This is a genomic window from Acidimicrobiia bacterium (assembly GCA_035948415.1).
Classification (GTDB): domain Bacteria; phylum Actinomycetota; class Acidimicrobiia; order IMCC26256; family PALSA-555; genus PALSA-555.
Genome location: DASZJD010000068.1, coordinates 23,350 through 34,475 on the forward strand (window position 1 = coordinate 23,350; position 11,126 = coordinate 34,475).

Consider the following 11,126-nt stretch of genomic DNA (forward strand, 5'->3'; position numbering starts at 1 on the left):
CCGGTGGCGGACGCCAACCCGACCCTGGACGTGCAGGTCGTCTCGCCCGAGCGGGTGCTGTACGAGGGCCAGGCCGAGATGCTGGTGTGCCGCACCTCCGACGGCGAGATCGCGTTCCTGCCCGGGCACGTCCCGTTCCTCGGGGCGCTCGGGGTGGCGAAGGTCCGCGCCCTGCTCCCGGGCGGCGGTGAGCAGGCCGTGGCCGTGCACGGCGGGTTCGTGGAGGTGAGCCACGACCGCGTGATCGTGCTGTCGGACGTCGCCGAGCTTCCCGAGCAGATCGACGTCGGCCGGGCCCAGGCGGCCCGGACCCGCGCCGAGGCCGAGCTCACCGCGAACGAGGAGGACGAGGAGGCCGCGGCCGCGCTCGCCCGCGCCGAGCTCCGCCTCGACGTCGCGGGCGCCGCCACGCCGTAGGGCGACACCCGCGTCCGTGGCCAGCCGACGTCGCCGCCGGGACGCGGCCCGAGCGCGGCTGGCGCTGGTCGCCGCGCTCGTCTCGATGGTCGCCACGGCCGTTCCCGCGATCGGCGCCGCGGCGGCCTCGGCCGATCCGGGACCGTACGCCCGGCTCGGGGCCTGGGTCTCGGTCTTCGACTACGTCCCGTCCTTCCTCCACCAGCCGGGGCCCCCACCAGTCGTGCCCGCGACCGTCGACGACCTCGCCGCCCTCGGCGCCCGGACGCTGTACCTGCAGGCCGCGATCGACGACCCCCGCGCGCCCGACCTCGTCGTCGACCCCGGGCTCGTCTCGGCGATGCTGCGGCGGGCCCACGCCCGGGGCCTCCGCGTCGTCGCGTGGTACTACCCGCAGCTGGTCGACCCGGCGCGCGACCAGGCCCGCCTTGAGGCGCTGCTCCGGTTCCGCGCCGCCGGGCAGCGGTTCGACGGCCTGGCCCTCGACATCGAATCGCAGCAGGTCCCCGACGTCACCGACCGCAACGGCCGGCTCGTCGCGCTCGTCCGCCACCTCCGGTCGGTCGCCGGCTCGCTCCCGATCGGCGCCATCGTCTACCCGGCGGCGCTGCTCGAGGTGGTGAACCCGAGGTTGTGGCCCGCGTTCCCGTACCGGGCGCTCGCGTCCTCGGTCGACGTGTGGCTCCCGATGACGTACTGGAGCTTCCGGGCCGGCTCGTACCGCGACGCCTTCGTGTACACCGACGACAGCATCCGGCGGCTGCGCCGCGACCTCCACGACGAGCGGGCGCTCGTGGCGCCGATCGGCGGCCTCGCCGACAGCTCGACGACGGCCGACTACGAGGGCTTCGCGCGGGCGGCGCGCGCCGACCGGGCCGTCGGCCGCTCGGTCTTCGACGTCACCGCGACCTCGACGGCGGCCTGGGAGTACCTCCGCCGCCCCTGACCGCCACCGGCGCGGTCAGTACTGCAGGGACGAGTACCGCAGCAGCTTGTGCCAGGTGTGGTTGGCCTGGATCCGGCGGATCGTGCCGCTCTTGGCCCGCATCACGAGCGACTCGGTGGTCGCCCCGTCGCCGCGGTAGCGCACCCCCCGGAGCAGGTCGCCGTCGGTGAGGCCGGTGGCGGCGAAGAACACGTCGTCGCCGCCGACGAGGTCGTCGGTGCTGAGCACGCGCTCGAGGTCGTAGCCCTGGTCGAGCGCGGCCCGGCGCTCGTCGTCGTTGCGGGGGTAGAGGCGGCCGTGGATGGCGCCGCCGAGCGCCTTGAGCGCGCAGGCCGCGATCACGCCCTCGGGGGTGCCGCCGATCCCAAAGAGGATGTCGTAGCCGCTGTCGGGCCAGCCCGTGGCGAGGGCGCCCATCACGTCCCCGTCGGGGATGAGCCGGATCCGGGCGCCGGCCTCCCGGCACTGGCGGATCAGGTCGGCGTGCCGGTCACGGTCCAGGATGACCGCGGTCACGTCCTTCACCTGCTCGCCGCGGGCCTTCGCGACCGCCTCGAGGTTCGCGACCACCGGGGCGTCCAAGTCGATGAGGTCGACCGCCTCGGGCCCGACGGCGATCTTCTCCATGTACACGCACGGGCCGGGGTTGAACATCGTGCCCCGCTGGGCCAGCGCGATGACGGAGATGGCGTGGTTCCGGCCGAGCGAGGTGAGCGTGGTCCCGTCGATCGGGTCGACGGCGATGTCGGTGGCGGGGCCGCCGGCGCCGATCGCCTCCCCGTTGAAGAGCATCGGCGCCTCGTCCTTCTCGCCCTCGCCGATGACCACGATCCCGTCCATCGGGACGCTGTTGAGCACCAGGCGCATGGCGTCGACCGCGGCCCGGTCGGCGGCCTCCTTGTCGCCCCGCCCGACCCACCGGCCGGCGGCCAGCGCCGCCGCCTCGGTCACCCGGGCCAGGTCCATGGCCAGGTTGCGGTCGGGGGCCTCGCGCTGTTCCATCGGCCGTCCTCGGGCTCGGGGTCGCGGGCCCCGAGGGTAACCCGGCCGCCGCCGCCCGACCCCGGCCGGGCGCCGTGGGCCCGGGCTACGTTCGGGCGTGGCGAGCGAGCCCCGGGTGGCGGCGGTGACCGGGGCGGCGTCGGGGATCGGACGAGCCACCACGTCGCGGCTGCGCGCCGACGGCTGGTCGGTCGTGGCCGCCGACGCCGACGCCGAGGGCCTCGCGACGCTCGCCGACGAGGGCGTCGTCGCGGTGCCGGCCGACGTGGCCACCGAGGCCGGCAACGCCGAGATCGTGGACACGGCCCGCGGCCGCTTCGGTCGCCTCGACGGGCTGGTCCTGAACGCCGGCGTGGCGAGCACGGGGTCGATCGACACCCAGTCGGTCGAGGAGTTCGACCGCATCCTCGCGGTGAACCTCCGCGGCGTCATGCTCGGCCTGCGCGCCGCGGTGCCGGCGCTGCGGGCGGCCGGCGGGGGCGGCGTCGTGGTGACCGCGTCGGTCTCGGGCCTGTTCGGCGACGCGGGGCTGTGCGCCTACAACGCCTCGAAGGGCGGGGTCGTGAACCTCGTGCGCGGCGCCGCGATCGACCTCGGCCCCGACCGCATCCGCGTGAACGCGGTGTGTCCGGGCGGGATCCGCGGCACGGGCATGACGACCCCGCTGGAGCGGCACGCCCCCGCCCTCTACGAGGAGATGCGCAGCCACGTGCCGCTCGGCCGCTTCGGCGAGCCGGGCGAGGTGGCGACGGTGATCGCGTTCCTGCTGAGCGAGGCCGCCGCGTTCGTGACCGGCGTGGCCCTGCCCGTCGACGGCGGGGTGACGGCCGGCACCGGCCAGTTTCGGGCGACGTTCCCCGGCGCCCCGACCTGATCGCGTCGCCCGGGCCCGGGTCGAGCGGCCCGGTCAGCCCTGGAGGTCTCGCAGCAGGGCGGCGGTGTCGAAGTAGTCCCGCCAGCGCCGCACCTTGCCGTCCTGCACCTCGAAGTACCCGGCGACCCGCGCCTCGACCTGCTTGCCGCCCGGCAGGAAGAACCGGTCCACGCGCTCGTTCATGACCGTGTCGCCGCGCTCGAGCTGCGCGAGCACCTCCCAGGCGACGCGCTCGGCGCCGGACAGGAACGGGCCGAGGAGGGCGCGCACCTCGTCGTGGCCGGTGCAGACGCCCATGCCGACGTTCTCGTACTCGATGTCGTCGGTCATGACCGCGAGCACGGCCTCGATATCCCGAGCCTCGTTGGCCTGGATCAGCTCGGTGACGACGGCTCCGGCGCTCATGGCGTTCCTCCCGCGGCGCGCGTTCGGGTCGCGGCGGACCGTAGCAGCCGGGGCGAGCCGATACCGTGGGGGCGATGAGCACCGCGCGCGAGCGCTGGCAGGCGGCGTTCGACGCGGCCCCGTCACGCGACGCCGACTTCGAGACGCTCTCGGGCGTCCCCGTCGAGCCGGTGTACGGGCCCGACGAGGATCGACCGGGCCTCTACCCGTACACGCGCGGCCCCTACGCGTCCATGTACCGCTCGAAGCTGTGGACGATGCGGATGTTCGCGGGCTTCGGCATCGCCCCCGACACGAACCGTCGATTCCACGAGCTGCTCGCCGCCGGCGGGGACGGCCTGTCCACCGCGTTCGACCTCCCGACCCTCATGGGGCGCGACTCCGACGACCCGCTCGCGGTCGGCGAGGTCGGCAAGTGCGGCGTGGCCGTCGACTCGCTCGCCGACGCGCGCGACCTCTACGCCGGGATCGACCTGCGCCGGGTCACGACGTCGATGACGATCAACGCGCCCGCTCCGGTGCTGCTCGCCATGTACGTGGCGACCGCCGAGGCCTCGGGCGCCCGGCGCGCCGAGCTCGGCGGCACCCTGCAGAACGACATCCTGAAGGAGTACCAGGCCCAGAAGGAGTTCGTGTTCCCGCCACGGCCGTCGATGCGGCTGGTCAGCGACACCATCCGGTTCTGCGCGGCTGAGATGCCGCGGTTCCACCCGGTGTCGATCTCCGGGTATCACATCCGCGAGGCCGGATCGACGGCCGCCGAGGAGCTGGCGTTCACGCTCGCCAACGGCTTCGCGTACGTCGAGCTGGTTGCCGCCGCCGGGCTCCCGGTCGACGAGTTCGCGCCGCGGCTGTCCTTCTTCTTCAACGCCCACGTGGACTTCTTCGAGGAGATCGCCAAGTACCGAGCCGCCCGCCGCCTCTGGGCGCGCTGGATGCGAGACCGCTACCACGCCGAGCTCGAGCGCTCGACCCAGCTCCGGTTCCACGCCCAGACCGCCGGGGTGTCCCTCACGGCCCAGCAGCCCGAGGTGAACCTGGTCCGCACCGCACTGGAGGCCCTCGCCGCGGTGCTCGGCGGGACCCAGAGCCTCCACACCAACGCCATGGACGAGACCCTGGCCCTCCCGACCGAGCGGGCGGCCCGGCTGGCCCTCCGCACCCAGCAGGTCCTCGCCTTCGAGAGCCGGGTGCCGAACGTCGCCGACCCGCTCGGGGGGTCGTGGTACGTGGAGGCGCTCACCGACGAGCTCGAGCGGCGGGCCGAGGCGACGTTCGCGACCCTCGTTTCCCTCGGCGACGGGTCGATGCTCGACGGGGTGCTCCGGGCGGTCGAGACGGGATGGTTCCAGCGCGCCATCGCCGACTCGGCCTACGAGCTCGAGCGCAAGCGCAACGACGGCCGGCACGCCGTCGTCGGGGTCACCGACTTCCTCGAGGGCAGCGACGAGCCGCCGCCAGAGCTGCTCCGCATCGGGCCCGAGGTCGAGGAGCAGCAGCTGAAGCGGCTGGCGGCGATGAAGGCCGAGCGGGTCGACGAGCGGGTCGAGGCGGCGCTGACGCGCGTGCGAGGCGACGCGGCCGAGCCGTCGACGAACCTCCTCCCGGCGCTGCTCGACGCCGTGCGCGCCGACGCGACGGTCGGCGAGATCATGGGTGCCCTCGCCGACGTGTTCGGTCGGTACACCGAAACCCCCGTAATCTGACGCCAGGAGGAGCGCCCGGCCGCCGGCGGAGCCGCCCGGCCGCCACCCGACGATGCCCACGATCCGTCGACCCGAGCCCGAGCGGCGCCGCCCGGCCCGCGTCGACGCGGGCTGACCGGTGGACCCCCGCCTGCTCGCGCACGCGCGTGCCGCCGTCGGGTTCATGCCCGAGGCGGAGGGGCTGGCGCTGCACGAGGCGGCGCTCACCGCGGCGGCGGTCGGCCCGCTGCTCGAGATCGGGACGTACTGCGGGAAGTCGGCGATCTACCTCGGCGCGGCGGCGCGCCAGCGGGGGACCGTGGTCTTCACCGTCGACCACCACCGCGGCTCCGAGGAGCACCAGCCCGGGTGGGTGTGGCACGACGAGCGCCTGGTCGACCCCGAGACCGGCCGGCTCGACACCCTGCCGTGGTTCCGCCGCACCATCGCCGCCGCCGAGCTCGAGGACGTCGTCGTCGCGGTCGTCGGCGACTCGCCGACCGTCGCCCGGCACTGGGCGACGCCGCTGGGCCTCGTCTTCATCGACGGCGGCCACGCCTTCGACGTCGCGCTCGGCGACTACGAGGGCTGGGCCCGACACGTCCGCCCGGGCGGCCTCCTCGTGTTCCACGACGTGTTCGAGGACCCGGCCGACGGCGGTCAGGCCCCGTTCGAGGTGTGGCGGCGGGCGGTGGCCGGCGGGTTCGAGCCCGTGTCGACCACCGGGTCGCTGCGGGTGCTGCGCGCCGGCGTCAGTCCCGCCCCTGGGGGCGGGTCGCGAGCTCGCGCTCGATCTCGGCGCCGGCCTCGATGAGCTCCTCGGGGGTCAGGCCGACCGGGAGCCCCTCGCCGCGGAACAGCCCCGCGGTGGCACCGGTGCCCCCGAGCGCGTTGGCGGCGAGCACGACCGCGGCCGAGTTCCAGGTCGGCTGCTCGACCGGGAACAGCTCGCCCGGCCCGGCGAACCGCTCCCCGTCGAAGTTGGCGCCGGTCCAGTAGCCGCCGCCGTCGGCGCGCAGGAACTGCACCCAGGCGAACAGCTCGCGGGCCTGGTCGTCGAGGCCGACGGCGTCGAGCGCCATGACGAGCTCGCAGGTCTCGGCGGCGGTGACCCAGGGGCGGTCGGACACGCACCGCACCCCGCGGCCCTCCACGACGAAGCGCTCCCAGAACGCGGCGACACGCGCGTGGGCGGCGTGGCCGCGGAGCACCCCCCCGAGGATCGGGTAGTACCAGTCCATCGCCCAGCGGGCCTTGTCGAGGAACGCGTCGGGCCGGTGGGCGACGGCGATGGCGAGGGAGCCCAGCGACAGCTCCCAGTCCGGGCGCTCGTGGCCGAGCCGCTCGGCGATGGCGATCGCGCTGCGCAGGCTGGCGTGGATGCTCGACGACCCGGTGAGGAGCGCACCGTCGCCGGGGTCGTCGCCGCGCCAGGCGATCTCGCCGGTCTCGGCCTGGAGCGAGAGCGCGAAGTCGACGGCCCGCTCCACGACGGCCCAGAACTCCTCGAGGAAGGCGGTGTCCCCGGTCGACAGGTAGTGGTGCCACACGCCGTTGGCGGCGTAGCAGGTGACGTTGGTGTCGAGCGCCGGGTCCTTGACCGCGCGCCCGACGTAGTAGGCGTGCCAGCAGCCGTCCGGGCGCTGCATCGAGCGGAGCCAGTCGTAGGCCCGCTCGGCGTCGGCGTGGCGGCCGCCCACGTCGAGGGCCATGGCCGCCTCGACGAGGTTCCACGGGTCGGTGTGGTCGCCGGCGCTCCACGGGATGTTGCCGTCCGGCAGCTGCGTGGCGGCGATGGCGTCGACCGTGGCCCGGAGGTCCTCGGCGCTGACGATGCCGTCGACCGCGGGGAGGGGCGTGCGGCGGCTCACGCGCGCACCCGCTGCGCGTAGACGACGAGGCTCTTGCCGAGCACCGGGTTCAAGGCCCGCTCGAGCGCGGCGAGGCCGGGGGCGCGGCCCTCGATCTGGCGGACCAGCAGCCGGTGGTACTGCCGGACGGCCCAGGGGCGGTCGACGCGGTCGAAGGCGCCCAGCGCGCACTGCAGCCACCAGTACGGCGAGTGGAGGGCGTGGGCGTGATGCGAGCCGCGTAGCCAGCAGCCGGCGGCCTCGAGCTTGGCCTCGAGGTCGCGCTGCCGGTAGATACGGACGTGGCCGCCGGGGGTGTCGTGGTAGCGGTGGTCGAGGGCCCAGCACACGCGCTCCGGCCACCGGGTCGGGACCGTGACCGCGATCCGCCCGCCCGGGCGGAGCACCCGGACCAGCTCGGCGATGGCACCGGCGTCGTCCCAGACGTGCTCGAGGACCTCGGAGGCGATGACGGTGTCGAAGGCCGCGTCCGGCGCCGCCAGCGCCAGCGCGTCGGCGTTCACGGCCCCACCCGGCGCGCCGTCGGGCAGCTCGCCGGCGGCGAGCATCCCCCCGACGACGGCGAGGACGTCCTTGAGCTCGCCGTCGGACCGGTCGAGGGCGACGACGGTCGCGCCTCGACGCCAGGCCTCGAAGGCGTGGCGCCCTCCGCCGCACCCGAGGTCCAGGACCCGGGCCCCGGGCCCGACCCCGAGCCGCTCGAAGTCGACGGTCAGCACCCCGCGCCGCCGGCGGGCCCGTCGAGGAGGGCCCGGTAGTGGTCGGCGGTCGCCTCGGCGGTGCGTCGCCACGTGAACCGCTCGAGCACGCGGGCTCGCCCGGCGGCCCCGATCCGGTCCCGGAGGGCGGCGTCGTCGAGGGCGCGGACGAGCGCCGCCGCGAGGGCCGACGGGTCGCGGGGCCGGACGAGCAGCCCCGTCTCCCCGTGCTGTCCGATCACCTCCCGCACCGCGCCGCCGGTGGTGCCCACCACCGGCACGCCGCAAGCCATGGCCTCGACCGCCGGCAGCGAGAAGCCCTCGTAGAGCGAGGGCACGCACGCCACCTCGGCCTCGGCGTACCGGTCCACGATGGCCTGGGTCGTCACGCCGCTCACGAACTCGACCACCCCGGTGAGGCCGAGCTGCTCGACGCGACGCGGGATCGAGCTCTTCGGCTTCGGGCGGCCGATGACCACCAGGTGCGCGTCCTCGCGCTCGGTGCGCACCTTGGCCAGGGCCTCGAGCAGGTACACGAGGCCCTTCATGGGGACGTCGGCGCTGGCCGTGGTCATGATGCGACCGCGGACCCGGCGGGGGGCCGGGGCGGGCCGGAACACGCTCGGGTCGACGCCGACCGGCACGACGTGGAGCCGGTCCGCGGCCACGTGCATCTGCTCCACGATGTCGCGCCGGGACGACTCCGAGACCGTGAGCAGGCGGGGGATGCGCCGGGCGACGGCCATCTGCATGTCGAGGAACCCGTACCAGCGGCGCAGCGTGAGGCGCCGCCACGGGCCGGGGGCGTGCGCAAGGTCCAGGTCGCGGTCGACGGTGATCGGGTGGTGGAGCGTGGCGAGCACGGGCCAGCCGTCCCGCTCCATCATCGTGACGAGGCCCGAGCCCAGGCACTGGTTGTCGTGCACGAGGTCGAAGTCGCGTCGGCGGCGGGCGAGCAGGCGGCGGGCGCGCAAGCTGAACGTGTACGGCTCGGGGAACCCGGCCCCGCACATGATGGCGAACTCCCGCAGGTCGACCGACGTGCGCAGCTCGAACGGCCAGGGGACCCGGAACGGGTTCTCGGGTCGGTAGAGGTCGAGGCTCGGGACCCGGACCAGGCGGCCTGGGTCGGCCAGCTCCGGGTACGGCGGGCCCGAGAAGACCGTGACGTCGTGGCCGAGGTCGGTGAGCTCGCGCACCAGCTCCCGGGTGTAGACACCCTGGCCGCCGCAGTGGGGGTTGCCGCGGTACACGAGGTACGCGACGCGCAGACGCTCGGGGGCCGACATGAGGCCGAGAGCCTAGTGGGCCCGCCCCGAGGCGCTGATTGTGCTGCGGCGTGGACCCGCGGCATCGTGACACCGGTGCAGGAGCCGCACGTGACCCGCGCCCGCGGGCGATGAGCCCGACCGGCGAGCCGGCCCGGGCGTTCCAAGGGCCCCGGCGGGGCGCGGACCGGGCCGTGCTCCTGGCGCACGGCGCCGGATCGGACCACCGCGCCGCCGCCCTCGTCGCCGTCGCCGACGCGCTCGCGGCGGCGGGGATCCCGTCGCTGCGGTTCGACTACCCGTACAAGGCCGCGGGGCGACGGGCGCCCGACCGGCTGCCGGTCCTCGCCGCCGCCACCCGCGACGCGGCCCGGGCCCTCGCCCGCCGGCTCGACCTGCCGCCCGAGCGCGTCGTCCTCGGCGGACGCTCGATGGGCGGCCGGGTCGGGTCCCTCGTCGCCGCCGACCCCGACGACCCCGTGCCCGCCCTCGGCCTGCTGCTCCTCGGGTACCCGCTGCACCCCGCCGGCCGGCCCGATCGCCGCCGGGACGGCCACTTCGGCGCGTTGCGGATGCCGGTCTGCTTCGTGAGCGGAACCCGCGACGCCCTCGCGCCCCGGCCCGAGCTGACCCGAGCCGCCCGCCGGATCGCCGGGCCCGTCACGATCCACTGGCTCGAGTCCGCCGATCACGGCTACCGGCCCCTGAAGGCCAGCGGCCGCTCCGTCGACGACGTGCTCACCGAGGTCGCCGAGACTTCCGTCACATGGGTGCGTTCGCTCCCGGGCCCTCCCGGGGCAGGGAACAAGTCGTGAACGCCTTGTAAAGGCGGGAGAATTGTTCGAGATCGCGCGCGCTCGGCTGCGACACTGGCTCCATGCGGGTCGACCGAACCTTCGCCTTCGTGGACCTGTGCGGCTTCACGCACTTCACGAGCACGCACGGCGACGAGCGCGCCGTGGACGTCCTCACGCGCTTTCGCGCCGCGGTGCGGTCGATCGGGTCCAGCCACGGGGTGCGGGTGGCCAAGTGGCTCGGTGACGGGGCGATGTTCGTCAGCACGAGCCGCGAGCCCCTCATCGAGTCCATCCTCGACCTCGCCGGCCGCGCGCCCGAGACCGGCGTCCGGCTGCCGCTCCGAGCCGGGCTGGCCGGCGGCGCCGTCATCCTCTTCGAGGGGGACGACTACATCGGCGGGCCCGTGAACCTGGCCGCGAGGCTCTGCGACGTCGCGCGGCCCCGGGAGCTGCTCGCCGCCGCCGACCTCGCCGACGCCGTCCCCGCCTGGGCCGACGTCGAGTCCGTCGGGCCCCGCGACATCTCCGGGTTCCCGGTCGCGGTCCACGTCGTGCGCATCGAGCCGGGTGTGGCGGTCCCGGTCGCCGGAGGCCGCGGATAGCCTCACCGGCTGTGCCCGAGCCGAGCTACGAGACGCTCCGGTTCGAGCGTCGAGGCCCGGTCGGGTGGCTGCGGCTCCACCGCCCCGAGAAGCTGAACGCGTTCACGGTGTCGATGTGGCGCGAGCTCGGTGACCTCGGCCGCCGCGTCGGGGCCGACGCCACCCTGCGGGTCGTCGTCGTCGTCGGCGACGGCCGAGCCTTCTCGAGCGGCATCGACACGTCGGTGTTCACCGAGGGGACGGGTCAGTCGGTGCTCGAGGTCGGCGAGGGTGGGCATCCCGACCCGACCGTGGCGGGGATCCTCGCCGTCCAGGACACCTTCACGTGGCTGGCCGAGGCGCCGTACCCGACGATCGCCGCGATCCGCGGGTACGCCCTCGGCGCCGGGCTCCAGCTCGCGCTCGCGTGCGACCTCCGGGTCGTCGCGCACGGCGCCCAGCTTGGCTTGCTCGAGCACCGGTACGGGATCCTCCCGGACCTGGGTGGCACCCAGCGGCTGCCGCGGATCGTCGGCCCGTCGAAGGCGCTGCAGCTGATCGTCACCGCGGCGCGCATCGACA

At 75.1% G+C, this 11,126-nt stretch carries 13 protein-coding genes; 8 read left to right on the forward strand and 5 right to left on the reverse strand.

What is annotated here, in order from left to right; genetic code table 11:
- Positions 1-3: 3 nt before the first annotated feature.
- Positions 4-417, forward strand: a complete 414-nt coding sequence (gene atpC / locus VG869_09745) for an ATP synthase F1 subunit epsilon (GenBank protein ID HEV3451477.1) — start codon at positions 4-6, stop codon at positions 415-417.
- A 16-nt stretch (positions 418-433) separates the two neighbouring features.
- Positions 434-1,363, forward strand: a complete 930-nt coding sequence (locus VG869_09750) for a hypothetical protein (protein HEV3451478.1) — start codon at positions 434-436, stop codon at positions 1,361-1,363.
- A gap of 15 nt (positions 1,364-1,378) precedes the next feature.
- On the opposite strand, the gene glpX is transcribed toward VG869_09750, so the two are convergent.
- Positions 1,379-2,365, reverse strand: coding sequence for a class II fructose-bisphosphatase (gene glpX / locus VG869_09755; protein ID HEV3451479.1), 987 nt, complete (start codon positions 2,363-2,365; stop codon positions 1,379-1,381).
- A 97-nt stretch (positions 2,366-2,462) separates the two neighbouring features.
- Here glpX and VG869_09760 point away from each other — a divergent pair, with 97 nt between their 5' ends.
- Positions 2,463-3,239, forward strand: a complete 777-nt coding sequence (locus tag VG869_09760; GenBank protein HEV3451480.1) for an SDR family NAD(P)-dependent oxidoreductase — start codon at positions 2,463-2,465, stop codon at positions 3,237-3,239.
- A 33-nt stretch (positions 3,240-3,272) separates the two neighbouring features.
- Here VG869_09760 and VG869_09765 read toward each other — a convergent pair whose 3' ends face one another.
- A complete protein-coding gene (locus tag VG869_09765) occupies positions 3,273-3,644 on the reverse strand; it encodes a limonene-1,2-epoxide hydrolase family protein (protein ID HEV3451481.1) in 372 nt (123 codons plus the stop codon).
- A 74-nt stretch (positions 3,645-3,718) separates the two neighbouring features.
- Here VG869_09765 and VG869_09770 point away from each other — a divergent pair, with 74 nt between their 5' ends.
- Complete coding sequence (locus VG869_09770; protein HEV3451482.1) at positions 3,719-5,350, forward strand: methylmalonyl-CoA mutase family protein; 1,632 nt, start codon at positions 3,719-3,721, stop codon at positions 5,348-5,350.
- Between the two features lie 163 nt (positions 5,351-5,513).
- On the forward strand, positions 5,514-6,143 hold the full coding sequence (locus tag VG869_09775; protein HEV3451483.1) for a class I SAM-dependent methyltransferase: 630 nt from the start codon (positions 5,514-5,516) through the stop codon (positions 6,141-6,143).
- Here the strand turns inward: VG869_09775 and VG869_09780 are convergent.
- The 3 genes from VG869_09780 to VG869_09790 are packed head-to-tail and all read right to left on the reverse strand — an operon-like array spanning position 6,082 to position 9,187.
- Positions 6,082-7,200, reverse strand: coding sequence for a prenyltransferase (locus tag VG869_09780; GenBank protein ID HEV3451484.1), 1,119 nt, complete (start codon positions 7,198-7,200; stop codon positions 6,082-6,084). The two genes, VG869_09775 and VG869_09780, sit on opposite strands and share 62 nt — an antisense overlap.
- Entirely contained in the window at positions 7,197-7,919 is a 723-nt protein-coding gene (locus tag VG869_09785; protein ID HEV3451485.1) for a class I SAM-dependent methyltransferase, read from the reverse strand. The genes VG869_09780 and VG869_09785 overlap by 4 nt, the downstream gene beginning before the upstream one ends.
- Positions 7,913-9,187, reverse strand: a complete 1,275-nt coding sequence (locus VG869_09790) for a glycosyltransferase family 4 protein (protein HEV3451486.1) — start codon at positions 9,185-9,187, stop codon at positions 7,913-7,915. The genes VG869_09785 and VG869_09790 overlap by 7 nt, the downstream gene beginning before the upstream one ends.
- Positions 9,188-9,297: 110 nt before the next feature.
- Between VG869_09790 and VG869_09795 the strand changes: the two genes are divergently transcribed.
- The 3 genes from VG869_09795 to VG869_09805 form a co-directional block, all read left to right on the forward strand.
- Positions 9,298-9,981 (forward strand): alpha/beta family hydrolase, encoded by a 684-nt coding sequence (locus VG869_09795; protein ID HEV3451487.1) that lies wholly within the window; start codon positions 9,298-9,300, stop codon positions 9,979-9,981.
- A 62-nt stretch (positions 9,982-10,043) separates the two neighbouring features.
- The gene (locus tag VG869_09800) at positions 10,044-10,565 is read left to right on the forward strand and encodes an adenylate/guanylate cyclase domain-containing protein (protein HEV3451488.1); all 522 of its coding nucleotides are present in this window, start codon (positions 10,044-10,046) and stop codon (positions 10,563-10,565) included.
- 11 nt (positions 10,566-10,576) lie between these two features.
- Positions 10,577-11,126: enoyl-CoA hydratase/isomerase family protein (locus VG869_09805; GenBank protein HEV3451489.1), on the forward strand; the 550-nt coding region annotated here is incomplete at its 3' end.

Excerpts from the sequence above, each read along its gene's own strand:
- VG869_09770 (HEV3451482.1), top strand. The coding sequence starts at position 3,719 with ATGAGCACCGCGCGCGAGCGCTGGCAGGCGGCGTTCGACGCGGCCCCG.
- VG869_09790 (HEV3451486.1), bottom strand. The coding sequence starts at position 9,187 with ATGTCGGCCCCCGAGCGTCTGCGCGTCGCGTACCTCGTGTACCGCGGC.
- VG869_09795 (HEV3451487.1), top strand. The coding sequence starts at position 9,298 with ATGAGCCCGACCGGCGAGCCGGCCCGGGCGTTCCAAGGGCCCCGGCGG.
- VG869_09765 (HEV3451481.1), bottom strand. The coding sequence starts at position 3,644 with ATGAGCGCCGGAGCCGTCGTCACCGAGCTGATCCAGGCCAACGAGGCT.
- VG869_09775 (HEV3451483.1), top strand. The coding sequence starts at position 5,514 with ATGCCCGAGGCGGAGGGGCTGGCGCTGCACGAGGCGGCGCTCACCGCG.
- VG869_09800 (HEV3451488.1), top strand. The coding sequence starts at position 10,044 with ATGCGGGTCGACCGAACCTTCGCCTTCGTGGACCTGTGCGGCTTCACG.
- glpX (HEV3451479.1), bottom strand. The coding sequence starts at position 2,365 with ATGGAACAGCGCGAGGCCCCCGACCGCAACCTGGCCATGGACCTGGCC.